Source organism: Myxococcus sp. AM011 (genome assembly GCF_013372595.1).
Lineage (GTDB): Bacteria > Myxococcota > Myxococcia > Myxococcales > Myxococcaceae > Myxococcus > Myxococcus eversor.
In genome coordinates, this window is the sequence record NZ_JABXEM010000197.1 from 1 (window position 1) to 22,744 (window position 22,744).

Below are 22,744 nucleotides of genomic sequence, written 5' to 3' on the forward strand. Positions count from 1 at the left end.
GCGGCGGGCTCGGGCGTCTCCGGCGCCTGGGCGAGCGCGGGGGCGGAGAGGGAGAGGATGAGGGCCAGGGACCAGCGACGCATGCGACCTCCGAGGACGGGCGGAGCGTAGCAGAGCCTGGGCACCGGGCGTCTGGGAGTCGGCTGGGAGAACCGGGCGTCCGGGCGTCCGGACGTCACGTGCCACATAACATCCGTGCATGCGGAGTCAGACGTTGGTATTGGGGCGCCCCGATGCCTAAGCGTACCGATATCCGCAAGGTTCTGGTGATTGGCTCGGGCCCGATTGTCATCGGCCAGGCCGTCGAGTTCGACTACTCCGGTACTCAAGCCATCAAGGCTCTCCGGGATGAAGGCGTGGAGGTGGTGCTGCTCAACAGCAACCCCGCCACGGTGATGACGGACCCAGAATTCGCCTTTCGCACCTACATCGAGCCCATCACCGTGGACGCGGCGGAGCGAATCATCGCCGCCGAGCGGCCGGACTCGCTACTGCCGACGATGGGAGGGCAGACGGCGCTGAACCTGGCCAAGGCCCTGGCCGAGCAGGGCATCCTGGAGAAGTACGGGGTGCGCTTGATTGGTGCCTCGCTGGAGGCCATCAACAAGGCCGAGGACCGGAAGCTCTTCAAGGCGGCCATGCAGAAGATTGGCGTGGCGCTGCCGAAGAGCGGCTACGCGACGACGCTGGCGGAGGCGATGGCGCTGGTGGAGGAGATTGGCTTCCCGTCCATCATCCGCCCCTCGTTCACGCTCGGCGGCACCGGCGGTGGCATCGCGTACAACCGCGACGAGTTCGAGAGCATCTGCCGCTCGGGCCTGAAGGCGAGCCCCAACTCCACCATCCTCGTGGAGGAGAGCGTGCTCGGCTGGAAGGAGTACGAGCTGGAGGTGGTCCGCGACACGGCGGACAACGTCATCATCGTCTGCTCGATTGAGAACCTGGACCCCATGGGGGTTCACACGGGTGACTCGATCACGGTGGCGCCGGCGCAGACGCTGACGGACCGCGAGTACCAGCGGATGCGGCAGGCGTCGCTGGCCATCATCCGGGAGATTGGCGTCGACACGGGTGGCTCGAACATCCAGTTCGGCATCCACCCGAAAGATGGCCGCATGGTGGTCATCGAGATGAACCCGCGCGTGTCGCGCTCCAGCGCGCTGGCGTCGAAGGCGACGGGGTATCCCATCGCGAAGATCGCCGCGAAGCTGGCGCTGGGCTACACGCTGGACGAGCTGCGCAACGACATCACCCGTGACACGCCGGCCTCGTTCGAGCCGACGCTGGACTACGTGGTGGTGAAGATTCCGCGCTTCAACTTCGAGAAGTTCCCGCACGCGGACCGGACGCTGACCACGAGCATGCGCTCGGTGGGCGAGGTGATGGCCATTGGCCGCACCTTCCCCGAGGCGTACATGAAGGCGCTGCGCTCCATGGAGTTGGGGCGTGTGGGGCTGGAGCCGCCCGAGCTGCCCGCGGAGAAGGAGGAGCGCGAGAAGGTGCTGCGCGAGGCGCTGCGGATTCCGCGCCCCGAGCGGCCCTGGTTCGTGGCCCACGCGTTCCGCGAGGGCCTGACGGTGGACGACGTGCACGCGCTGTCGCACATCGACCCGTGGTTCCTGCGCTACATCGAGATGTTGGTGCGCGAGGGCCAGTCCATCCAGGAGTACGGCCGGTTGGACCAGCTTCCGGACGAGGTGCTCCGGCAGGCGAAGGCGCACGGCTTCTCCGACAGCTACCTGGGCAAGCTGCTCGGGTATCCGGAGGAGGAGGTGCGGGCGCACCGGCACGCGCGCAACATCCGTCCCGTGTTCAAGCGGGTGGACACGTGCGCCGCGGAGTTCGAGGCCTTCACGCCGTACCTGTACTCGACCTACGAGGAAGAGGACGAGGCGCCGCCGACGGACCGCCAGAAGGTGCTCATCCTGGGCAGCGGGCCCATCCGAATCGGCCAGGGCATCGAGTTCGACTACGCGTGCGTGCACGCGGCCTTCGCGCTGCGCGAGGCCGGGTACGAGACGGTGATGGTCAACTGCAACCCGGAGACGGTGTCCACGGACTACGACACGTCGGACCGGCTCTACTTCGAGCCGCTGACGATTGAAGACGTGCTGGAGGTGTCTCAGCGCGAGAAGCCGGTGGGCGCGATTGTCCAGTTCGGCGGCCAGACGCCGCTGCGCATTTCGGTGCCGCTGGAGAAGGCGGGTCTGCCGATTCTGGGCACGTCGCCGGACGCCATCGACCGGGCGGAGGACCGCGAGCGGTTCAGCAAGCTGATTGAAAAGCTGGGGCTGACGCAGCCGGAGAACGGGGTGGCGCGCAGCCACGCGGAGGCGTTCAAGGTGGCCGAGCGCATCGGCTATCCGGTGATGGTGCGTCCCTCGTACGTGCTGGGTGGGCGCGCGATGGAGACGGTGTACGACGCGTCCAGCCTGGAGCGGTACATGCGCGAGGCGGTGAGCGCGTCGCCTGAGCACCCGGTGTTGATCGATCGCTTCCTGAAGGACGCGATTGAGGTGGACCTGGACCTGGTCGCGGACCGGACGGGCGCGGTGATGATTGGTGGGGTGCTGGAGCACATCCAGGAGGCGGGTGTGCACTCGGGTGATGCCGCGGCGACGCTGCCGCCGCACTCGCTGCCGCCGGACCTGGTGGAGCGGATGAAGGACCAGGCGATTGCGCTCGCGCGGGAGTTGGGCGTGGTGGGCCTGATGAATGTGCAGTTCGCCATCCAGGGGAAGACCATCTACATCCTGGAAGTGAACCCGCGTGCGAGCCGCACGGTGCCGTTCATCTCGAAGGCCACGGGTGTGGCGATGGCGAAGATCGCCGCGCTGTGCATGGTGGGCAAGACGCTGAAGGAGCTCAACGCGACGTCGGAGCCGGAGATGAAGCACGTCGCGGTGAAGGAGAGCGTGTTCCCCTTCGCGCGCTTCGCGGGCGTGGACGTGATTCTCGGGCCGGAGATGAAGTCGACGGGCGAGGTGATGGGCCTGGCGCAGGACTACGCGTCGGCCTTCGCCAAGAGCCAACTGGCGGCGGGGGTGAAGCTGCCGAAGAGCGGCAAGGTCTTCATCTCGGTGAAGGATGACGACAAGCCGGCGGTGGTGGACCTGGCGCGGCGGCTGAGGTCCATGGGGTTCTCGCTCATCGTGACGGCGGGGACGCACAAGTACCTGGCGACGAAGGGAATCGACGCGCAGGTGGTGCAGAAGGTGAAGGAGGGCCGGCCGAACATCGTCGACAAGATTGTCGATGGGGAGATTGTGTTGGTCATCAACACGACCTTCGGCAAGCAGGAGATCTCCGACAGCTTCTCCATTCGTCGTGAGGCGTTGATGCACTCGGTGCCGTACTACACGACGGTGCAGGCGGCGCGCATGGCGGTGGGCGCGCTGGAGGCGCTCAAGCGCACGGACCTGGAGGTGAAGCCGCTGCAGGAGTACCTGGGCATCACCAGCACGGTGCCGGGCAAGCCCCGGCGGTAGGACGCGCTTCGGGATGTTCCGAACGGCCCCGTTCCCTGAGTGGGAGCGGGGCCGTTTGCGTTTGGGCCCGTGTCAGCTTGACGAGGACACGCGGTGGTCAACGCTACTTCGCGGCGCGGTTCATCATGTCCCAATAGCTGTGCAGGCCACGGATGTGATTGCCACCATCGACGCAGAGGGTCTCCCCGGTAATCCAGGCGGCATCCTCGCCGCACAGGAAGGAGACGACGCCCGCGACGTCCGCCGGCATGCCGCAGGCCTTGCCCAACGGTGTCCGGGCGAGGAACTCCTGTCCCATGACCTCGATGAGCCCCACGCTTTCCGCCAGTGGCGTGCGAATGACTCCAGGCGCCACCACGTTCACCCGGATTCCATGACGCCCGAGCTCCGACGCGGCGACCTTCGAGAGGTTGGCGAGTCCGGCCTTGGAGGCGCAGTAGTGCGCCAGGCCATCCGTTACCGCGATCTGGTTCAGGGAGGAGATGTTGACCATCACCCCGGGCTTCTGAGCCTGGACGAGCACCCGCCCGAAAGCCTTCATGAAGAGGAAGGGCCCCCTCAGGTTGGTGGCAATCACCTGGTCGAAGTCTTCGTCAGGGAGCTCGAGCAATGGAGCCAGCGTCGCAGTCCCGGCGTTGTTCACCAGAATCCCCGGCAAGCCCAACTCGCGCGTGGCGACGTCGATTCCCCGGGCGACATCCTCCGCCCGGCTCACGTCACCCTCGAAGGGCACGGCTCGCGCACGGCCCTCGAGAATGCGATTGAGCTCCCTGGCGGTTTCCTCCACCTTCGCGCCAGTCCGACCAAAGAGGAGAACATTGGCTCCATCTCGCATCAAGCGCTCGGCGATGCCTCGGCCAATGCCCTGTGCGGCTCCGGTTACGATCGCGCTGTTCGATATGAGCTTCACGTTGTCCCCTGCCTGGTTGTTGAACTTCCAGTCTAGGCTGGAAGTCGAGATTCGCGACCCGTGAGAGGAATAAGCGGAGTGGTACGGAACGCGGACGCTAACGGGGCGCACCCCTGATTCCCAAACGCCAGGCCTCTACAATGTCTGGCGTCAAGGTCGGCATTGGCACTGCATCGTGGCTTGATTCTCCAGGGCAAGGGATTGCGCTGGGACCCGAGGACTCCAGCCTTCTGGCCGTGGGGCCGGGCCCCACACGGTAGGTACAGGCCTCAGCGGCGTGGTCGGAAACGCTTCCCGATGTACCCTCTGGCGGCTACCGTTGACGCGTTGCTCCGTCCCCCGTCCGACGCCTCGTCCGAGGAGCCCGCCGCATGTCGTCGTCCTTGCCCCCCGCCTTCAACCCCGCGTCCGTGGACGTGGAGGGTTTCCATCGAGAGCTGAAGGCGTTGCGGCAGGAGATCGACGCGAACCTGGGGGAAGCGGACGCGAAGCACCTTCGTAAAATCGAGCGCTGGGGCCGTGTAGCCACGCTGCTGGGCATCGCCACCTGCTGGCTGGCCCCCAACCCCTTCAGTGCCGCCGCGCTCAGCCTGGGCCGCTCGACGCGCTGGCTCCTGATGCACCATGTGGGACACCGGGGCTATGACCGTGTCCCGGGCCTGCCCGCGTCACGGACGGGCAAGGGCTTCGCCAAGGGTGGCCGGCGCTACCTCGACTGGCTCGACTGGATGCTGCCCGAGGCGTGGGTCTTCGAGCACAACGTCCTGCACCACTCGCACACCGGCGAAGACGCGGACCCGGACCTCCTGGAGCGCAACGCGGAAGGCACGCTGCGCAACCCGTCCCGGCCGCTCGCGCTGCGCTACCTCCAGCTCACGCTGCTGGCGCTCACCTGGCGCGCCTCGTACTACGCGCCCGAGACGCTGAGCGCCGTGCGCCGCAAGGGCCGCCGTGACGGTGGAGCCCTCACGGGGGCCGAGTGGAAGGAGCTGCTCCTCCAATGCTACCTGCCGTACGCCGCCGTGCAGTTCGTGCTCTTCCCCGCGCTGTTCCTCGTCATCGGCCCGTGGGCGGCGTTCAGCGCGTTCTGCAACTCGTTGATGGCGGACGTGCTCACGAGCGTCCACACCTTCCTCGTCGTGGGTCCCAACCACACGGGCGAGGACCTGTACCGCTTCGACGACAAGCCCGCGAACAAGGGCGAGCGTTACATCCAGCAGGTCATTGGCAGCGCGAACTACCGGACGGGTGGAGACCTGAACGACTTCGCGCACCTCTGGCTGAACTATCAGATTGAACACCACATCTGGCCCGACCTGCCGATGCTCAAGTACCGCGAGGTCCAGCCGAAGGTCCGCGCCCTGTGCGAGAAGTACGGCGTCCCCTACGTGCAGGAGAGCGTCTGGACGCGCGTGCGGAAGATGGTCGACGTGGTGGTGGGGAAGCGGTCCATGCGGAAGCTCGCGCCCCGTGAGCGCTCGGAAGCGCCCGTGGCCGCCGAGGCGGAGCTCCAGGCCCACGTGGCTTGAACGGGCTGTTGCTCGTGAGGGGCGTCGACTCCCGTGGGATTCGACGCCCTGGCCTTCCTGGCTTCAGCTCAGGGACGGCTGGCGCCCTCGAGGATGTGGAGCACGGTGTCGTACAGAGCCCCGGGGGAGGAGTCGTTCCTCAGGACAACGTCGAACGAGGATCGATCTCGCTCCTTGAGTTCCATCTCGGTGCTGTGTCGAGCCAACGCCCCAGGAGCTCCAGCCCCTGGGCGCTCGATGAGCCAGATGGAGGCGCCCAGCTCTCGTGCCATCCGCCATTCCGCCTGGGTCCGCAAGTCGGTGCAGACGACACGTCCTCCTGAACGCAGGATGGCTTCGACTCGAAGCCGGAAGGGGCGCAGCCAGACTTCGGAGTCCAGCTCCACGCAGGCCTGTCCGAATCGTTGATAAAGCTCCCGAGGCATCCTCCCGAACCGAGGGTCGACTTCATTGCGCCGCTCACCCCAAAGCTGTGCGGGGTCGAGCTGGAGCAGGCCCATCAACGTCCACTTGATCGGGTCCGCGAGGGCCACTCGCTCGTAGCCATGCTTCGTCGCGAGAAAACCACCCAATGTGTCCTTGCCCGATCCGGAGACACCCGAGAGGCAGATGATGCTGGGAGGCGTGCTCATGACTCACCTCGGAAGTCATAGGCGCCGTTCCGGCCCTCGAAGCGCTCTGGGTAGAAGCGAACCTGAGCCCATGCGGCGTCGAGTCCTCGATGGAGGATGGGCTCGCTGTAGTGATGTCCGCCGTCGACGTTGTCGAAGAAGCGACCCGCGGGGTCGACCATCGCGTAGCTGCCACGCATGTCCTCGTTGTCTTCCGGGACCAGGAAGATGCCGTCGTGCTCCAGTGAGCGGTGACGGTCGACGAAGGCGTTGAAGTCCTCGAGGTCGCAGCGAAGTTCCTCCACCTTGCCCGAGTTCTGTCCCGCGACGCTGAGCACACGCAACAGCTTCCAGCGCTCGGGCTTCAGCTTTCGGAGGAAGGCCACCTGGTCTTCGCCCGCGTTCAGGTTCGTGACGACCGTGTTGACCTTGAGGCGCATTCCCGCGCCACGGACTCGTTCGGCGATCAACTGGTACTCTGCGGGCGTCAGCGCCTTCCTATCGACGGCGCGCCCCATGGCTGCATGAGTGTCGGGCGACACGCTGTCGATGCTCAGCGTCACCCAGTCGACGACACCCCGCAGGCGTTCAACGGTGGCGGCGTCCAATTTGCTGCCGTTCGTCACCAGATTCGTGGTCGCGCCTCGTGCCTTGGCGGTGGCCGCGAGCTCTGGCAACCAGCGGCAGAGCAACGGCTCGCCTCCCGCGAAGGTGATCTTCTCGAAGCGGCTGGCCAACAACTCCACCACTCGCAGCGCGGCGTCCTCTGGGAGATGTCCCTTGGGAACCACGTCCCTGCGGACGTCCTCGAAGGTGGCGAAGCAGAACCTGCAACGCATGTTGCACGGCTGCCACAGGTGGAAGTTGACGGTCGGCGGCATCGCCTTGGGGGCGGCCGTCAGCGCGAGGGACTGTGTTGCGGAAGTCTGCGGGTCCATGAAGCCTCCAGATGCCGCCCGCGTTGGGCGGGTCATCTGGTGCTCCACTTCCTTCACCGAATTAAGTGTGACCCAAAATCGTAAACTACTGACATCTCTGGAGAAATTCGGTCCTTAATTGGTCCCGGGCGCGCTGGACGCGTTTGCGCGCCGCCGCGGGCTGGATTTCCAGTTTGCGACCCAGCTCGGCCTCGTCCATTCCTTCGAAGTAGCGCATGCGGAGGACCTCCTGCTGTTCCCCCGGGAGGGCACACAGTGCCGCCCGCAGCGCGTGATGTGACTCCAACTCCACATACTGGTCGTCCGGTCGGATGTTGCAGGCGGGCTCGGGCAGTGACTCCAGTGCGCAGGCCTTGCTCACCTGGCTGAACCGTCTCCGCGCCCCGTAGTCGACCGCGCGGAGGAAGTAGGGCTCGAAATCCAGGGGCGGCTCCCTCCTCATGCAGATGTTCAAGAGGATGGCCTGGACGAGGTCCTCCGCGTCGGCGCTGTTCGTGACGATGCTCCGCGCGATTCGATGGGCCTTGGCCATCATCTCCTGTTGCTGGAATTGCGTTTCCAGACAGGCGTGCATGTTGCTCGAGGGCGCGGCCCCCAGGGCCCCCAGGTGGGCAACGGATACTTCGCCTGGGCTGTTGTAGGTGGCTGGGAGCGCGCCGGTCCTGCGGGCTCCCGCGCCCAGGAGCGCCTGTCTCGAGCATTCCCAGGAGGCCGAGTCGCAGGGCGCGGGCTGGGCGTTCGCGATGGTTCGGGAACTGGACGCGAGGGCTTTGGCGAGAGGAACCACGACCAGCACCAAGGCCGTCGCCGCGAGCGCCCCCAGGGTCAGCACTCCGGCGCCGAATGGCGAGGCCTTCGCGAGGCGCCAGGAGAGACGAAGGACTCCCACGCTCATCCGAATGAGCAGCACGCTGATGGAGAGGACAGCCCAGACGGAGAATGCGATGACCAACGCGCCAGGCAGCACGGGCAGGGCGCTGCGTTCGTTTCCGTCTGGAAGGGTCCACTGGCACGCGAGGAACAGAAGCAGTCCCAGCAGGAGCCAGGGCCACCGGAGCAGCAAGCGAGGACGACCGGCTTGCCCCGTCATCCGCTGGTATCCATTCCAGGCGGTGACGGCCGTGAATGCAATCAAGGCCATCGAGAGGAAGATGACGGACAACTGGGCCGCGCCTTCGAACACGCCTGAGGTGAGCGCACCCATCCGTTGCAGGACCGTGGCTGCGCCCGTGAGCCCCATGAGGCCCGTGAATCCAATGCCAACGATGGCGCCGGGCACGAGGACGTTGGTCGCGAAGATGGCAAGAGCCAGCGCGACCAGCGCCAGTTGCCAACCCGAGGTACGCCGTGGCTGCGGTCCTGGCTCCCCCACCTTTGCCATGCGGCCTTCCTTCTCAGACCTGCCCGGCATCGTACGGGCTTGTCTGGTGAAGGGGAATCCGCCAACTCGGGACGGCCAGTTCGCTTGGTTCTATTTCGTGGAGACCCGGTCCTGCGTTGGGTGGACGGGTGTCGCTACGATGGATGCCCCCCTGCTTTGGGCGCGGGACTACGTAACGGCGCTTGCCGCCGGATGGGCCCCAGGCGTGGAGCTTTCAGCCAGGTGACGCGCGGCGCTGCCTGGGCAGCGTGCGGCGCACCAGGGTCTTCTCCGGCACGCTCTCCTTGTCCTCACGGCTGAGGACCTCGACGTCCACCACCCGGGCGCCATCGGCGGAAGCGGGCGGGCCGAGCGTCACCACGAGCACCCGGTAGGCCTCCTCCAGCCGCTTGTGCAGCTTGATGAAGTTCACCTGCGCGGTGCCGGGCATGTCCTCGGTGTAGGTGAAGTACCAGCGCAGCTCGTCCAGGTTGCTGTAGTACCGGTCCACCACGGCCTGTTCCTGCTCCGGCAGGTGGATGAGGTTCTCGAACGCGCCGTCGGCGTAGCGCGAGGCGATGGTGTCGAGCAACGGCTCTCGACTGCGCAGGCGCGAGAAGAGGGCGAACATCTCGTCACGTCGAGCTTCCAGCCGGCGCATGATGCCGGCGGCGTCCATTGCAATCAGATTGCGGACGCGAGCGGCCATCTCATCGGCCTTCTTGCGGCGAGCCATGGCGGCCAGCCTAGCCCCCCAACCCGAGCCGAGCCAATGGGGGGCCGGTGGGTCAGTAGACCCTCAGGAGCCTGGGCTGACAGACGAAGCGCGGGTTGCGGAAGTCGACGACCTCGATTTCGCCCGTGGTCTCCTCGAAGCGGCCCGCGAGCATTCCCGCGGCCACCGCCGTCGCGACGTAGAGGCTGTCCTGCCCCTTGAGCTCCTTGAGCTTGCGGAAGTAGACGACGCGCCCCTCCACGGACCAGAGCGTGTGGATGCCCGTGGCCTGCACGCCTCGCGCCCCATCAGGGGGTGCGCCGAGCTTCGCGAGCGAGGACGGCACGGCGTTCAGCACAAAGGCGTCGTATGCTGGATTGCCGCTCAACGTCACGAGCTTCGCGTCGCGCAGCGTGCCATCCGTGTCCTGGTGCAACTCCAAGGTGACGATGAGCTTCGCCCCTCCACCGCCCGCGAGCTTCTGCAACTCGTCGCCCGCCTGGACGCGACCCCTCAACTGATTCATGGAGTAGTCGCCGGAGCCGTCGCCCGAGCGGTTCTGGAGGGCTTGGAGTTGCTCGGAGCCGGTGGGCGCATTGGGGATGGGGCCTCCCGGGCTGCCCGTGGCGCCGTAGTTCTTCGACTGCGCGGCCCAGGACGTCTTGACCTGATTGAGCAGGCTCGTGCCTGGGAACACCGGCGCGTTCTCGAGGCCCTTCTCGAGCGCCTCGCGCAGCCGGCTGAAGTACGGGTCGATCAACCCATTGGCCACGCGCAGGCTGGCCTTCTGGTCGTCGATGACGCCTTGCACGCGTTCCCCGACGCGACCGCGCTCCTCGGCCATGAGGGCTTCCTGGGATGGGCCCACGTCTCCTGGGCGCAGCGTGCGTCCGCTCTGGATGGGGAGGCCAGAAGGCCGGGAGTCTCCTCGGGGAGTGAGCGCGGAGGGCAGGGGGAAGAGGTGGTCTCGCGGTTGGCGAGGCCCGAGTGGCGTGGCCTCCCCCGCGAGCAGGCCCATGGGAGTGTCCGCGTGTCGCGGGTCGGGCTCCGTGGGTGCAGTCGAGGCCACGGCGTCTGGCGCGGGCGGGGTCGCGGGTTCCGTAGGGGGCTGGGCCGCCGGCACTCGCGGGGCTGGTTCGGTTCGTCGAGGAGGAGGCGGCCTCGCCAGCGGAACGGAGGGCCGCTGCGGTGGTGTGGGAGGCGGTGGCTGTGTCGTGGGCCGTGGGGCCGAGGAAGGTTCGGACCGTGGCGAAGTGACGACCTCCACGAACAAGGGGGCGGGTCGAGGGAGCGCAGGTCGCGGACGCACCGCCGGCGTCCCGTCCCAGAGCAGGACGAGAAGGGCCGCATGGATGGCGAGTGAGGCCAGCGCGGCCCACCCGAAGCGTCGAAACCGCCGCATTGCGACTCCACGAACGCGTGGAAGGCCCACCCATGCCGCGGTGGATGACTCCAGAGCCGGCCCTCTGGCCTCGAAAGTCTACCTGTCTTCCAACCCGAGGTCGTGAGCCCCTACGAAAGGGAGGCCGCGGGATTGCCTCCGCCTTCCTCCAAGTCTGGCGAAAGGCGTGCGGTGCAGAACGCTTCGATGCGTGACGCGGGGCGCCTTGGGTGCCTGGGAATGCGGTGGGTTGATGGGCGACAGGTTGCTCTTTCGCGCGGCGTTGGCGCGAGGGGCCCTGATACGCTTGCGGCATGGTGCTCAAGATCGTCCAGGCAGGAGAACCCGTGCTTCGGCAGAAGGCGCGAGACCTGACGCCGGAGGAGATTGGCGGTCCCGAGATTCAGCGGCTCATCGTGTTGATGCGCGACACGATGCGGGACGCGCCGGGCGTGGGGCTCGCGGCGCCACAGGTGGGAGTGGGCCTGCGGTTGGTGGTCATCGAGGACCGGGCCGAATACCAGGCAGGGGTGTCGCCCGAGGACTTGTCGGCGAGGGAGCGGACGCCGGTTCCGTTCCACGTGCTCATCAATCCGAAGCTGACGGTGGAGGACGCGACGCCCGCCGAGTTCCATGAGGGCTGCTTGAGTGTCACGGGCTTCGCGGCGCTCGTGGCTCGGGCGCGCGGTGTGCGGGTGGACGCCCTGGACGAGCAGGGCAATCCGGTGACGATTCGGGCGACGGGGTGGTACGCGCGCATTCTCCAGCATGAGCTGGACCACCTGGACGGGACGCTCTACGTGGACCGGATGGAGACGCGCAGCTTCGCGACGGCGGAGAACCACCGTCGGTATTGGGCGGGGCGTACCACCGCCGAGGTGCGGGCTGTCCTCGGGTTGCCGGTGCGTGGCACGTCGTCGACCTGAACGGAGGAACACGCAATGTCTGTCGCACGCGAAGACGTCACCACGCCTGTCATCGTGGGTCGCTCGAGTTCTCACTTCACCCGCATCGCGCGGATCTTCGCCGCGGAGCTGCGCGTCGACTACTCCTTCCGCGTCCTGCGAGACCTCCTGTCCTCGAATCCAGAGGACTACGGTGGCAACCCCGCACTGCGGATTCCAGTCCTGCAGACGCCCCGAGGTGTCTGGTTCGGGGCGCTCAACGTCTGTCGCGAACTCCGCCGCATGTCGAGCCTCACGCCCCACGTGGTCTGGCCCGAGGAACTGGAGGCGCCGGTGCTCGCGAATGCGCAGGAACTCGTCCTTCAGGCCATGTCGACGGAGGTGACGTTGATCATGTCCAAGCTGGGGGGCACGGCAGAGAGTGCCCATCAGTCGAAGATGCGAACGGGGCTGACCAACATGATGGCGTGGCTGGAGCAGAACGCGACGACGGTGCTCGCCACGCTTCCGTCGAATCGGGACCTGAGCTTCCTGGAGGTCACGCTCTTCTGCCTCGTGAGGCACCTGGAGTTCCGGGAGGTCCTCCCGATGACCTCCTACGAGGAGCTCAACGCGTTCTGCCAGAAGTTCGAGACGCGAGCCTCCGCCATGGAGACGACCTTCCGTTTCGACACGTGAGTTCGGCGTGCCTCAATCGAGGAAGCGACGCTCCCAGCGAAGCAATTCCTCCTCGGAGAGTCCGAGGCTGTAGGCATGCTGTTCGCGAAAGAGCACGGGCTCCAGGACGCGGGCCAGCTCGCGGTAGGAGGGCAGGGTGTTGCCGCTCACGGTGTCACCGGCCTCGGGCCAGGAGCCCAGGGTGATGACGGCGCTGTCTCCAGGAAGGGCCTCGACGGTGGTGCCTGGAGAGTGGAGCTTCTCTCGGAGTGCTGACACACCGCCGAGGCCCGCGAGTGCCGGCTGTCCGAGGAAGGTGAGCCATGCGGGTCCTCGCACGCGGGTGCCAATCTCCCAGGAGACGTGCTCCAGTTCGAGGAGGTCCAACCCTGGGTAGCGAAAGCACACCTTGCGGACCTCGGCCATCATCCCGACGACGTCCAGTTCGCCATTGAAGGCGAGGCCTACGTGCCCCGAGCAGAATGGCAGGAGGCTCGCGATCTTGAGTGCCAGTTCACGCACCTCGGTGGGGCCGTGCTGCTCCAGGTATTCTGTCGGAAGCCAGCAGCGCACCGCGCAGACAGGGTCTCGTCGTTTGGGGGATATCGCTGCATCGTGCGCTTTGCCGAAATACTCAAACCGATACTGATAGCGAGAGTCTTCAGCATCGTGCAGCAGGAGTAGCGGCGATTTTTGTTCGAGAAGCTCCGCGCGGATGCCCGACCGCTCCTGTTCTGTCAGGTCGATCCATTCGCCATCCTCGCTGGCATACCTTCCGATGGCGCCAGGACCGACTGCGTGCAGATACGTCTCCATTGCCGTGACGACCGCTTGAGCGACTTCCTGGTGAGGGCGGTCCATGAAGAATACGAAGCTCAACCCTTCGCGCACCAGAAGGAGCTCGCCATACGTGAGGCGAATCCGAGGGTAGTGATCGCTCATGGCAGGACTCCCCATTGTGGAAGGACTCGTAACGCAGGAGCACCAAGCGCTTCCCGATAGATCGCCTTCTGGGTCATGCCTCCGTAGGCATGGCCCGCCGGGTACTTGCGCCATGGTGTCACGTCCGTTGCGATGCATGGAAACTTGAAGTCGTAGATGACGTGGGCGTCAAGCGGATTTCCATTGTGGATGACGAGATCGGGAACCAGTGTTCCTTTCAGCTCCTCGCCACAGCCCGACTTGAGGAGGCCTCGGGTCTCTTCCTCGCTGACCATTGAGAGAGTTCCTCGCGAACTGTCGTAACGGTAGCGCTGCTCGCGGCTGAAGCCCCCAGGGATGATTTTCTCAAGGGCCGCTTCACTACAGTCGAGTGCCACGCGATGCATGAGGCACCCGAGCTGCATCGCCAGGGTCATCCTGCGGTTGGACGCGTCATCGATGCGCGACTCATTGCACTCTCCACGGGTCGGTACCCGTCCACCCAGGTGTTCGATCAGCACGGAGGAGCGAGCCTGGTCGGCGCACTCCTTGAGGCGCTCCTCGATGATCGCCTGGGTGGCGGAGTCCAGAACCCGAAGCGCAGCAACTGCGGTCCGAGTAGCGGACACCATGGCTTGAATCGGCCGGACAGGAGGGATGACGGCTTCCTCCCCTGCGGCGCGTACGCACAGCTCCGGCCTGTGTCGGCAACTATTGGACGCCGAGTCGAACGCATAGCGCCCCGTCGACGCACGCTCCGGTGTCCCCGCGCAGGCCGCGAGGAACACCGTCCATCCCGTCACCCACAGCCGACGCCAGATTCGCTCCATCCTCGACCCTCGTTCTTCTCGCCATGGTGTCGCGGATGGAATCCAGGTCCCACTCTGGGTCTCAAATATTGGAGTTTGCGTGTCGAGTGAAATGGTCACCCTTCGTGCCTCAATCGAGGAAGCGGCGCTCCCAGCGAAGCAGTTCGTCCTCGGAGAGGACCTCGATATAGGGGTGTTGCTCGCGAAAGAGCCACGGTTCCAGGACGCGGGCCAGCTCGCGGTAGGATGGGAGGGCGTCGCCTAGGAGGGTGTCACCGGCTTCGGGCCAAGGGCCCAGGGTGATGACGGCGCGATCTCCGGGCAAGGCCTCGGCGGTGGTGCCTGGGGCACGGAGTTGTTCTCGGAGTGCTGATACGCCGCCGAGCCCCGCGAGTGCCGGCTGTCCGAGGAAGGTGAGCCATGCGGGTCCTCGCACGCGGAGGCCGATATCCCAGGAGACATGATTCAGTGAGAGCAGGTCCAGGCCTGGATAGCGAAAGCAGAGGGCCCGGACCTCGGGAGCAACACCCACGACGTCGAACTCACCATCGAAAGCGAGTCCTGCGTGTCCGGAAGAGAAGGGCAGGTTTGTCGCCAGGTCCAAAGCGAGCTTTCGCATTGACTCGGGCCCATGCGCATCGAGGAATTCAGTCGGTAGCAAGAACCGAATCGCGCTCATGGCGTCCTGCGAACGCGTGAAAGGTGTCGGCGCCTCAGGCTTGCCGAGGAAGTCGAAACCGTAACCGTCCTCGGGCGATTGGCTCCTCAGTTGAATCATGGGGCAACTGGCTTGCAGAAGCCCCGCTCGGACATGGTCCCACCCGGCGGAATCGAGAGGGCACCATTCACCCTCTGAAGATGCGTACAGCCCGAGTGCCTCGGGACCGACAGCCTCGACGAAGTGCTTCATTGCAAGAAGCACCCGCTGACGGAGGTCCAAGTGCCCACCTGGAATGTAGAGGCAGACGCTCAGGCTCTCGCGGAGCAGTAGCGCACCGTTCGCGGCCTGCTGGCGAATCCGTGGGTAGTGCTCAGTCACCGGACGACTCCAATTCGCGGGACGACGCGCCGGACCACGCGAGTGCCCAGGGCGCGTTCATAGAGCAACTGTTGATCGAGTCCTTGATGAGGCCCTTCCTCGTACCGCCTCCATGAAGGAGCGCGGTCGGTGTTGACGCACGGAAACTTGAAGTCGTAGACGGCCGAGGCCACCAGCGGATCTCCCTCATGGATGATCACATCAGGGACCAGCGTACCCTTCAGTTCCTCCCCACAGCCAAGGCGCAGGAGGAGTCGTGCATCCCCTTCACTGATCTGCTGGAGGATGCCCGTATCGCCATCGAACCGAAAGCGTTGCTCCAGGCTGAATCGCCCGGGTCTGAGTTCTTCAAGGGCTTCGTGGGTACAGACCAGGGCTGCTCGGTGCATGAGACATCCGAGGTGCATGGCGAGTGTGAGTCGGCGCCCTGAGCTGGCATCCGTCACGATAGCGCTGCATTCCACAGGCGTGGGGCTTCGACCAGCCCATTTGTCGATCAGCACGGAGGAGCGAGCCTGGTCGGCGCACTCCTTGAGGCGCTCCTCGATGATCGCCTGGGTGGCGGAGTCCAGAACCCGAAGCGCAGCAACTGCGGTCCGAGTAGCGGACACCATGGCTTGAATCGGCCGGACAGGAGGGATGACGGCTTCCTCCCCTGCGGCGCGTACGCACAGCTCCGGCCTGTGTCGGCAACTATTGGACGCCGAATCGAACGCGTAGCGCCCCGTCGATGCGCGCTCCGGTGTCCCCGCGCAGGCAGCGAGGAACATCGCCCATCCCGTCACCCACAGGCGCCGCCAGTCTCGTTCCATCCGGAGTCCTCGTTCCACGCGCATCATGCATGCAGCTGGCACTCGTACCCCACGGTGGGTTGCGACCAGGGCCCCAGTCACGCCATAAACACGGCGATGCTCACCGAGGTCCAGGCAGGCCCCTATACCGTCCGAGGCATCTCCGTCGGCGGCGTCTACACCTCCCTCCAGGTCCCCGAATTGGACGTGGTGCTCGACGCGGGTATCCCCATCCGCTCCTTCGCGGGCTCCGACCGCATCTTCCTCAGTCACGCCCATCCCGACCACGCCAGCGGCCTCGGCTCGTTGCTCGGCATCCGTCGCCTCCTGGGGAAGGGCGCTCCCACCGTCTACCTCCCCGCGGAAATCGAGGCCCCCGTCCACGAGGCCCTCGGCGTGCTCACCCGCCTCCATCACACGGACATGGATGTGCGGACCGTCCCCATGCTCCCCGGGGATATCCAGCCGCTCGGGCAGGGCCTTCACGTCCGCGCCTTCCGCACGCACCATCCCGTCCCTTCGCTCGGCTACCAGTTCATCCGCCGCGTCTCCAAGCTGCGCCCCGAGTTCCTCGGTCTGCCGCCCCAGGAGATCGCCCAGCGCCGCAGGGCCGGCGAGAACCTCCTCATCGAGGTCGACCACCTGGAGCTGGCCTACGCGACCGACACACTCGCTCGCGTGCTGGAGACCGAGCCGTCCCTGTTCGACTCACGCGTCCTCATCCTCGAAGCCACCTTCGTCGACCCGAAGCGCCCCGTGCAGGACGCCAGAGACCGCGCCCATCTCCACCTCGACGAGCTCATCGCGCAGGCCGACCGCTTCCACAACGAAGCCCTCGTCCTCATGCACTTCAGCCAGTCCCTCGGTCCGCAGGAAGTGCACGCCTTGATTCGCGAGCGCCTCCCATCCACGCTCGCCGAGCGCGTCCACGTCTTCGCCCCCGAGTCCGGTCGCTGGTTCGGCTGAACCTCGCGCCACCGACTCAGTCGGGCCTCAGCGCCTCCAGCTCCGCGAGCACCGCGCGCAGCTCCGGGGCCTCCAGCGCCTTCGCCACCGACGCGAAGAACTCAGAGAGATCTCCAGCACCCTGGTACTCGTAGACACACGCCTGGAGGCCCATCTCCAAGCGGTCCACCTGGCGCACCAGCTGTCCCTCGAACGAGCTTCCCTGCTCGTACTCGTCCCACAGCGCCAGGTACTCCGCGCCACGTGGCAGCTTGCCCACGAGCTGCTCCATCGCGCGGCGCTCCATCGCGTGCTTGTCCTCGCGTCCCACCCCGTCATGCGGCGTGAGGTCGCCCACGTACGCCTCGCCCAGGTCATGCAGCAGCGCGATGCGCATCGCCCGTCCCGCGTCCGCTTCCGGGAAGTGACTGTCCACGATGAACAGCGAGAGCAGCGCGACGAACAGCGAGTGCTCGGCCACGCTCTCACACCGCTCCTGTGCAATCCCCACCCGCAGCCACCCCTGGCGGAAGAGCTGCTTCAGGTGGTTCAGCTCGAAGTACGTCTCGATGAGCGGGAGCGTCTTGCGCCCTCCGAGCAGGGCGATGGGCGGCGAGCTCTTCGTCTTCATGCTTCCCTTCACGCTACACCCAGGCGCCCCTCGGACTCCCGTACTCCAGGTGGGGCCGCGGTGCCTCCCGGTGCGCATTTCGGAGGGGCGCGTGATTTCACCCCTCACCTCGGCTAGACGGAGGGCGAGGGGCCAGGTCCGCGACGTCGGGCACGGTCCGGAGGAGGGGGAAGCACCCATGAAGTCTTCGGCTCGTCAGTCCCAAGGTGTGTCGCGAGGTGTGCTCGTCGCCGCGCTGTTCGTGAGTGTCCTCGCGTGCAAGCAGGAGCTGCCCACTCCGCCGCCAGCGCCGCCCCCACCTGTCGCCGCCGTGGAGCCAGAGGACCCTCCCTTCCCCGAGCAGGCCCTGCCGCTCCCCGCCGAGGTGGCTCAGGTCGCCGCCGAGCCCACGAAGCCTCCCGAGCCTCCCTTCACCGGAGACCTCCCCGCGCTGCGCAAGCGCGGCGTCCTCCGCATCCTCGTGGAAGGCACCGATGAAGACTTCCTGCCGCGTCAGGGCACGCCCCGCTCGCAGGACCGCGCGATGCTGGAGCGCTTCGCCGCGCAGCACTCGCTGACCGCCGAGTTCGTCGCCGTGGAGCGCTTCGACCAGCTCATCCCCGCACTGCGAGAAGGGCACGGAGACGTCATCGCCGCGGACCTGACGGTGACACCCGAGCGCTCCACCGAGCTGGCCTTCACCCGTCCCCTGGCCCTGGTGAGCGAAGTCGTCGTGGGCAAGCGGGGCTCGGCAGGGCTGCCACGCAAGCCGGAGGAACTCTCGGCGCGTACCGTGCACGTGCGCGCCAGCTCCACCTTCGCCACATCTCTCGCCGCGCTCGCGAAGGAGAAGGCCCCCGGCCTCACCATCGAGCCCGTGCCCGAGAGCATCGACTCCGAGGAGCTGGCGTGGAAGGTGTCCCGAGGAGAAGTCCCGCTCACCGTCGTGGACAGTCACCTGCTCGCCGCAATCCAGACCTACAACCCGGACGTGGAGGCGCTCTTCCCCATCGCGGAGAAGCGCGCCCTCGCCTGGGCCGTGCGACCCGAGAACCCCGCGCTGCGTGGCGCCCTGGATGCCTTCCTCGTGGAGCGCGCACTCACCGACCACCGGGAGCAACTGTTCACGGGGGACCTCGACGCCATCCGCAAGCGGGGCGTGCTGCGTGTCCTCACGCGCAACAGTCCCGTCACCTACTACCTGCACCGAGGCGAACAGGCCGGCTTCGACTACGCGATGGCCAAGCTCGCCGCCGAGGCACTCAAGGTGCGCCTGGAGGTGGTGGTGCCTCCTTCGTACGACGAGCTCCTCACCTGGCTGAAGGAGGGCAGGGGCGATGTGATTGCCGCCGCGTTCACCGTCACGGCGGAGCGGCAGCGCGAGGTGGCCTTCAGTCGCCCCTATCTCTTCGTGGATGAAGTCATCGTGCAGCGCGTGGGCGCACCGAAGCCCGCCTCCGTGACGGACTTGAAGGGCGCTGTGGTCCATGTCCGGCGCTCGTCCAGCCACTTCGCCACGCTCACGGCCGCGTCGACGGTGCACGGCTTCACCGTCGTGGAGGCGCCCGAGGACCAGGACGCGGAGACCCTCATCGACCAGGTGGCGCGCGGAGAGATTCCCTACACCGTGACGGACAGCCACATCCTCGCCGCCGAGCGCGTGTACCGCGATGACGTGGAGGCCGCGTTGACGCTGCCAGGGGAGGGCCCTCGCGTGGGACCAGAGGGCCAGTACGGCATCGCCTTCGCCGTGCGCCCGCGGAACGTGAAGTTGCTAGCCTTCCTCGACGGCTTCGTGAAGAAGACCTACCGGGGCACCGAGTACAACCTGGCCCGCCGTCGCTACTTCGAGGGCCACCGGAGCGAGGCGCCCGCGACGACGGAAGCGGCGGCGCTCACCGGTGCCATCTCGCCCTATGACGTGCTGGTGCAATCCTACTCGCAGCGCTACGGCCTGGACTGGCGGCTGATGGTGGCGCAGATGTTCCAGGAGAGCCGGTTCGACCCACGGGCACAGAGCTGGGTCGGCGCGCAGGGCCTCTTCCAGGTGATGCCCGGCACGGGCAAGGAGCTGGGCTTTCGCAAGCTGGAGGACCCGGAGCAGGGCATCCACGCCGGGGTGAAGTACATGCACCAGCTCATTGGCCGCATCGCCCCGGAGATTCCCTTCAAGCAACGACTGCGCTTCGCGCTGGCCTCCTACAACGCGGGGCTCGGCCATGTGCTGGACGCGCGGCGGCTGGCGCAGGAGCAGGGGCTGGACCCCAACCGCTGGTTCGGCAACGTGGAGAAGGCGATGCTCCTCTTGGAGAAGCCCCAGCACTACCGCCGCGCGCGACACGGCTACTGCCGGGGCTCCGAGCCCGTGAAGTACGTCTCCGAAATCCAGACGCGCTACGGCAACTACGTCGCCGTCGTGCAGCACTGACTCAGAGGTCGACGCCCACGTACGCGGCGGCCCAGGGGCCACTGAGGGACACGGAGAACGTGTCGGGGGCTGAGTCCTCCACCATGCCGAAGCTCTGCGCCTGCTTCACGTACTGCGTGTAGCCCACGTTGACTCGGGTGTGGACCCAGCGGCTGAGCTGGTAGTGGAGCGCCGCCGAGCCGCCTCCGCCGAAGAGCCATTTCCGGACGCGCCGCTGAAAGAACGCCGAGCCAGGGTCCGGATTCGTCGCACCGTCGGGGGGCACCGTCGCGAACATCCGTCCAGACGCGAGGCTGACCTCGGACGCGGCGCCGAAGAGGTTGAGGCCCAGCAGCAACTTGCCCGTCAGCGCGAAGCGCTTCTCGAACCCCGGCCTCACCGAGAGGATCTGCAGGTCATCCCCCGTCAGGTGCCAGTCCACGCCGTTGGTCCACCACCAGTCGCTCCGGCCCGAGCTCCTCACCATGTTGAAGTGCAACCCACCCGACAGGCGCGTCGCGCTGGCGCGAGAACCCAGCGTGCTCGTCTCGTTCCGCCAGTCGAGCATGTAGGCCGTCGGGTGCTGCATCCGCCCCCACGAGCCCCCGAACTCCACCGAGAGCTGTGGGGGCCGCTGCGCCATGCCTGAATCGGCGGGCTCCGGCGGAACGGAGGCCCCGGCCACGAAGGCCGGGCCCAGGGTGAGCAACATTCCGATGCCGAACAGCGTGCGCATGACGAGCCTCCTCTACAGCCCCGCGACCTTCGAGGCGCTGCTCACCGTATAGACCAGGGTCAGCTCCTGCTGGGAACGCGGCGGCGCCGTCAGCTCGAAGCGGGCGATGCCTTCTGAACTGACGCGCGTGGGCGCGGGCTTCGTGGAGTCCTTCAGGAGCGTCACCTCCACCGACTCCACCTCGGACACGGGAATCCGCTCCTCCAGCGCCACCGCCGCGGGGTGGGCACTCATGTTGGAGAGGAACATCTTCACGTGGTGCGTCTTCACCTTGCGTCCCGTCAGGCGGCCCGTCTCCTCCTGGAGGTCCGTCTGCCGAGCCACCCGGAGCGAGTCCTCGCTGCCGAAACCCAGCCGCACGCGCTCGCCCTTGCCCGTGAAGCGCAGCTGCGAGCGGCCCACATAGCCACTCGCCCGCACCAGGTCCACGGGACCCGCGAGCAGCACCGCCGGGCCCACGTTGTCGAACCGGGCCACGCGATGCGCCAGCGGTGACAGCTCCGGGCACACCAGCAGCTCGGACGCCGCGGGCGCGGTGAAGTGGAACATGGGCACGCGGTGCGGCTCACCGTCCGAAGGCACCGTGGTGCGATGGGCCGCCGCGAGCGTCAACGCCTCGCCGCCGTCGTCCATGCCCGGCAGACCGTCATCACGCTTCGCCGCCGCGCCTTCGCCCGTCGTCTGGATGACCTCCTCGCGGATGGCCACCTCCACGACCTGCTTCTCGCGCTCCGTCTTGTCCCGCAGGAAGAGCCAGTCCGTCTCCAGCCGGGGCGGCGTGGCCCCCAGCGTGGGGCGCGCGGTGGAGAACGCCAGCTCCACGTCCTTCCAGTCCTCCTCCGTGCGCTGCCACACCACGGCCTCGCACTCCAACTGCACCGTCGGCGCCGTGCCGGTGGTGGACGACTCCAGCGTCGCCCGGTAGGCCGGGCGCCAGGCCGCGCAGGGCACCAGGTAGGTGATGGACAACAGCGCCGTGCCGCCCGCGGGGTGGCCCACCTCCAGCTCGGCATGGACGTCGAGCTTCGCCTCCGCCTGCTGCGTCCCGGACAGCGCGCGCCGGGCCTCCTCGAGTTGTTGGTGCAGGCGCTGCTCGTCCCGCAGCGCGAGGCGCAGGGCCTCTTCGGAGGCGTCCAGCTCCCGGCGCACGGTGTCGAGCTGCTGCTTCCATTCCTCGGCCCGGGTGTTGCCGCCACCGGCCTGCTCGGAGATGGCGCGGTACACGTCCGCGTGCGCGGTGGTGAGCAGTCCGTGCCGCGTGCTCTGCCGCTCGCGGTCCGCGCGAGCCTGCCGCTCCTGTGTCTCCAGATTTGCCACGCGCCGCCCCAACTCGGTGGCGTGCTCGCGCCGGGCTTCGGGAGGCTGGGGCTTCTTCGCGCGCCGGACGCGCGCCTGGGACACGGTGCCGCCGGCCAGCTTCGCCTGGAGCGAGCGGTCCACCGCCAGCGGGGACAGCCCCGCGATGACCAGGCGCTGGGCTCCGGGCACCAGCGGGACTTCACCTCGGCGCTCGACGAGCGCGCGATCTTCCAGGACCGTGACTTTGACGACCGGCAGGGTGAGGGGCGTGCTCATCAGGTCCTCCGGTTTCCCCCGCCGAGCATCTTGCTGGCGGGAATCTTCACGGTCCACGTCGCCTTGAGCGTCTGCGCTTCACCCGGCTGGAGCACCACGCGCCACGCGCGCTCGCCCTCGACCGGGACTTCTCCTGGCAAAGGCGTGCGTTTCTGCCAGACCGGCGCGACCTCCGTCTCCTCCACCTTGATGTCCTTCTCGAACCCCGAGGGGACGGCGGGCACGCGCTCGCACACCTCGACGAGAATCCGGTTGGACATCCGGTTGGCCAGCTCCACCGAGACGTGGTGGGTCAGCATCGTCGATCCACCGAAGATGCCGCCGGTGGCTTCGTCGAAGCGCGTGTTGCGCGCGATCTTGATGGACTCCTCCACGCCCAGGCCCAGTCGCTGGGTGGAGCCCGGGGGCATGGTGGGC

The 22,744-nt window shown here is 67.0% G+C and carries 20 protein-coding genes; 6 read left to right on the top strand and 14 right to left on the bottom strand.

Annotated features, from left to right (window positions below):
- The first annotated feature begins 233 nt into the window (after nt 1–233).
- Nucleotides 234–3,488 (top strand): carbamoyl-phosphate synthase large subunit, encoded by a 3,255-nt coding sequence (gene carB / locus HUW62_RS32875; RefSeq protein ID WP_176436659.1) that lies wholly within the window; start codon nt 234–236, stop codon nt 3,486–3,488.
- A gap of 103 nt (nt 3,489–3,591) precedes the next feature.
- Here carB and HUW62_RS49145 read toward each other — a convergent pair whose 3' ends face one another.
- Nucleotides 3,592–4,509 carry an SDR family NAD(P)-dependent oxidoreductase gene (locus HUW62_RS49145; RefSeq protein WP_368670525.1) on the bottom strand — a complete coding sequence of 306 codons (918 nt, stop codon included), beginning with the start codon at nt 4,507–4,509 and terminating at the stop codon, nt 3,592–3,594.
- A 260-nt stretch (nt 4,510–4,769) separates the two neighbouring features.
- On the opposite strand from HUW62_RS49145, the gene HUW62_RS32885 reads away from it, so the two are divergent.
- Nucleotides 4,770–5,927 carry a fatty acid desaturase gene (locus HUW62_RS32885; protein ID WP_176436661.1) on the top strand — a complete coding sequence of 386 codons (1,158 nt, stop codon included), beginning with the start codon at nt 4,770–4,772 and terminating at the stop codon, nt 5,925–5,927.
- A 68-nt stretch (nt 5,928–5,995) separates the two neighbouring features.
- Here HUW62_RS32885 and HUW62_RS32890 read toward each other — a convergent pair whose 3' ends face one another.
- The 5 genes from HUW62_RS32890 to HUW62_RS32910 all read right to left on the bottom strand — a co-directional run bounded on the left by HUW62_RS32890 (nt 5,996) and on the right by HUW62_RS32910 (nt 10,395).
- The gene (locus HUW62_RS32890) at nt 5,996–6,559 is read right to left on the bottom strand and encodes a hypothetical protein (protein WP_176436662.1); all 564 of its coding nucleotides are present in this window, start codon (nt 6,557–6,559) and stop codon (nt 5,996–5,998) included.
- On the bottom strand, nt 6,556–7,476 hold the full coding sequence (locus HUW62_RS32895) for a viperin family antiviral radical SAM protein (RefSeq protein WP_205522847.1): 921 nt from the start codon (nt 7,474–7,476) through the stop codon (nt 6,556–6,558). Before HUW62_RS32895 ends, HUW62_RS32890 begins: the two co-directional genes overlap by 4 nt.
- 85 nt (nt 7,477–7,561) lie before the next feature.
- Nucleotides 7,562–8,857, bottom strand: a complete 1,296-nt coding sequence (locus tag HUW62_RS32900) for an RNA polymerase sigma factor (RefSeq protein WP_163870482.1) — start codon at nt 8,855–8,857, stop codon at nt 7,562–7,564.
- A 214-nt stretch (nt 8,858–9,071) separates the two neighbouring features.
- Nucleotides 9,072–9,572: a hypothetical protein gene (locus tag HUW62_RS32905; RefSeq protein WP_163870483.1), complete on the bottom strand. Its 501-nt coding sequence runs from the start codon at nt 9,570–9,572 to the stop codon at nt 9,072–9,074.
- 52 nt (nt 9,573–9,624) lie between these two features.
- Entirely contained in the window at nt 9,625–10,395 is a 771-nt protein-coding gene (locus tag HUW62_RS32910; protein WP_255203775.1) for a cell envelope integrity protein TolA, read from the bottom strand.
- A gap of 851 nt (nt 10,396–11,246) precedes the next feature.
- Between HUW62_RS32910 and def the strand changes: the two genes are divergently transcribed.
- Together def and HUW62_RS32920 are read left to right on the top strand one after the other, a co-directional pair.
- On the top strand, nt 11,247–11,858 hold the full coding sequence (def, locus tag HUW62_RS32915) for a peptide deformylase (RefSeq protein ID WP_163870484.1): 612 nt from the start codon (nt 11,247–11,249) through the stop codon (nt 11,856–11,858).
- A gap of 15 nt (nt 11,859–11,873) precedes the next feature.
- Nucleotides 11,874–12,515 carry a glutathione S-transferase N-terminal domain-containing protein gene (locus tag HUW62_RS32920; protein WP_176436663.1) on the top strand — a complete coding sequence of 214 codons (642 nt, stop codon included), beginning with the start codon at nt 11,874–11,876 and terminating at the stop codon, nt 12,513–12,515.
- A gap of 12 nt (nt 12,516–12,527) precedes the next feature.
- Here the strand turns inward: HUW62_RS32920 and HUW62_RS32925 are convergent, their stop codons facing one another.
- From HUW62_RS32925 to HUW62_RS32940, 4 genes are all read right to left on the bottom strand, one after another.
- A complete protein-coding gene (locus HUW62_RS32925) occupies nt 12,528–13,385 on the bottom strand; it encodes a DUF3396 domain-containing protein (RefSeq protein ID WP_368670526.1) in 858 nt (285 codons plus the stop codon).
- A gap of 47 nt (nt 13,386–13,432) precedes the next feature.
- On the bottom strand, nt 13,433–14,245 hold the full coding sequence (locus HUW62_RS32930) for a hypothetical protein (protein WP_176436664.1): 813 nt from the start codon (nt 14,243–14,245) through the stop codon (nt 13,433–13,435).
- Nucleotides 14,246–14,354: 109 nt separating this feature from the next.
- Nucleotides 14,355–15,263, bottom strand: a complete 909-nt coding sequence (locus HUW62_RS32935) for a DUF3396 domain-containing protein (RefSeq protein WP_163870488.1) — start codon at nt 15,261–15,263, stop codon at nt 14,355–14,357.
- Nucleotides 15,260–16,075, bottom strand: coding sequence for a hypothetical protein (locus tag HUW62_RS32940; RefSeq protein WP_176436665.1), 816 nt, complete (start codon nt 16,073–16,075; stop codon nt 15,260–15,262). The genes HUW62_RS32935 and HUW62_RS32940 overlap by 4 nt, the downstream gene beginning before the upstream one ends.
- Nucleotides 16,076–16,171: 96 nt before the next feature.
- Here HUW62_RS32940 and HUW62_RS32945 point away from each other — a divergent pair, with 96 nt between their 5' ends.
- Nucleotides 16,172–17,020 carry an MBL fold metallo-hydrolase gene (locus HUW62_RS32945; RefSeq protein WP_176436666.1) on the top strand — a complete coding sequence of 283 codons (849 nt, stop codon included), beginning with the start codon at nt 16,172–16,174 and terminating at the stop codon, nt 17,018–17,020.
- Between the two features lie 16 nt (nt 17,021–17,036).
- Here the strand turns inward: HUW62_RS32945 and HUW62_RS32950 are convergent, their stop codons facing one another.
- Nucleotides 17,037–17,630, bottom strand: a complete 594-nt coding sequence (locus HUW62_RS32950; RefSeq protein WP_176436667.1) for an HD family hydrolase — start codon at nt 17,628–17,630, stop codon at nt 17,037–17,039.
- 178 nt (nt 17,631–17,808) lie between these two features.
- On the opposite strand from HUW62_RS32950, the gene HUW62_RS32955 reads away from it, so the two are divergent.
- Nucleotides 17,809–20,037, top strand: coding sequence for a transporter substrate-binding domain-containing protein (locus HUW62_RS32955; protein WP_176436668.1), 2,229 nt, complete (start codon nt 17,809–17,811; stop codon nt 20,035–20,037).
- A 1-nt stretch (nt 20,038) separates the two neighbouring features.
- Here the strand turns inward: HUW62_RS32955 and HUW62_RS32960 are convergent, their stop codons facing one another.
- From HUW62_RS32960 to HUW62_RS32970, 3 genes are all read right to left on the bottom strand, one after another.
- Nucleotides 20,039–20,752 carry a hypothetical protein gene (locus HUW62_RS32960; protein WP_176436669.1) on the bottom strand — a complete coding sequence of 238 codons (714 nt, stop codon included), beginning with the start codon at nt 20,750–20,752 and terminating at the stop codon, nt 20,039–20,041.
- Between the two features lie 12 nt (nt 20,753–20,764).
- Nucleotides 20,765–22,327 (bottom strand): mucoidy inhibitor MuiA family protein, encoded by a 1,563-nt coding sequence (locus HUW62_RS32965; RefSeq protein WP_176436670.1) that lies wholly within the window; start codon nt 22,325–22,327, stop codon nt 20,765–20,767.
- A partial coding sequence (locus tag HUW62_RS32970) for a DUF4139 domain-containing protein (RefSeq protein WP_176436671.1) occupies nt 22,327–22,744 on the bottom strand: 418 nt, incomplete at its 5' end. The genes HUW62_RS32965 and HUW62_RS32970, both read right to left, overlap by 1 nt.

Coding starts and splice junctions, on each gene's coding strand:
- carB (WP_176436659.1), top strand. CDS start 234: ATGCCTAAGCGTACCGATATCCGCAAGGTTCTGGTGATTGGCTCGGGC.
- HUW62_RS32885 (WP_176436661.1), top strand. CDS start 4,770: ATGTCGTCGTCCTTGCCCCCCGCCTTCAACCCCGCGTCCGTGGACGTG.
- HUW62_RS32890 (WP_176436662.1), bottom strand. CDS start 6,559: ATGAGCACGCCTCCCAGCATCATCTGCCTCTCGGGTGTCTCCGGATCG.
- HUW62_RS32895 (WP_205522847.1), bottom strand. CDS start 7,476: ATGGACCCGCAGACTTCCGCAACACAGTCCCTCGCGCTGACGGCCGCC.
- HUW62_RS32900 (WP_163870482.1), bottom strand. CDS start 8,857: ATGGCAAAGGTGGGGGAGCCAGGACCGCAGCCACGGCGTACCTCGGGT.
- HUW62_RS32905 (WP_163870483.1), bottom strand. CDS start 9,572: ATGGCTCGCCGCAAGAAGGCCGATGAGATGGCCGCTCGCGTCCGCAAT.
- HUW62_RS32910 (WP_255203775.1), bottom strand. CDS start 10,395: ATGGCCGAGGAGCGCGGTCGCGTCGGGGAACGCGTGCAAGGCGTCATC.
- def (WP_163870484.1), top strand. CDS start 11,247: ATGGTGCTCAAGATCGTCCAGGCAGGAGAACCCGTGCTTCGGCAGAAG.
- HUW62_RS32920 (WP_176436663.1), top strand. CDS start 11,874: ATGTCTGTCGCACGCGAAGACGTCACCACGCCTGTCATCGTGGGTCGC.
- HUW62_RS32930 (WP_176436664.1), bottom strand. CDS start 14,245: ATGGAGCGAATCTGGCGTCGGCTGTGGGTGACGGGATGGACGGTGTTC.
- HUW62_RS32940 (WP_176436665.1), bottom strand. CDS start 16,075: ATGGAACGAGACTGGCGGCGCCTGTGGGTGACGGGATGGGCGATGTTC.
- HUW62_RS32945 (WP_176436666.1), top strand. CDS start 16,172: ATGCTCACCGAGGTCCAGGCAGGCCCCTATACCGTCCGAGGCATCTCC.
- HUW62_RS32950 (WP_176436667.1), bottom strand. CDS start 17,630: ATGAAGACGAAGAGCTCGCCGCCCATCGCCCTGCTCGGAGGGCGCAAG.
- HUW62_RS32955 (WP_176436668.1), top strand. CDS start 17,809: ATGAAGTCTTCGGCTCGTCAGTCCCAAGGTGTGTCGCGAGGTGTGCTC.
- HUW62_RS32960 (WP_176436669.1), bottom strand. CDS start 20,752: ATGCGCACGCTGTTCGGCATCGGAATGTTGCTCACCCTGGGCCCGGCC.
- HUW62_RS32965 (WP_176436670.1), bottom strand. CDS start 22,327: ATGAGCACGCCCCTCACCCTGCCGGTCGTCAAAGTCACGGTCCTGGAA.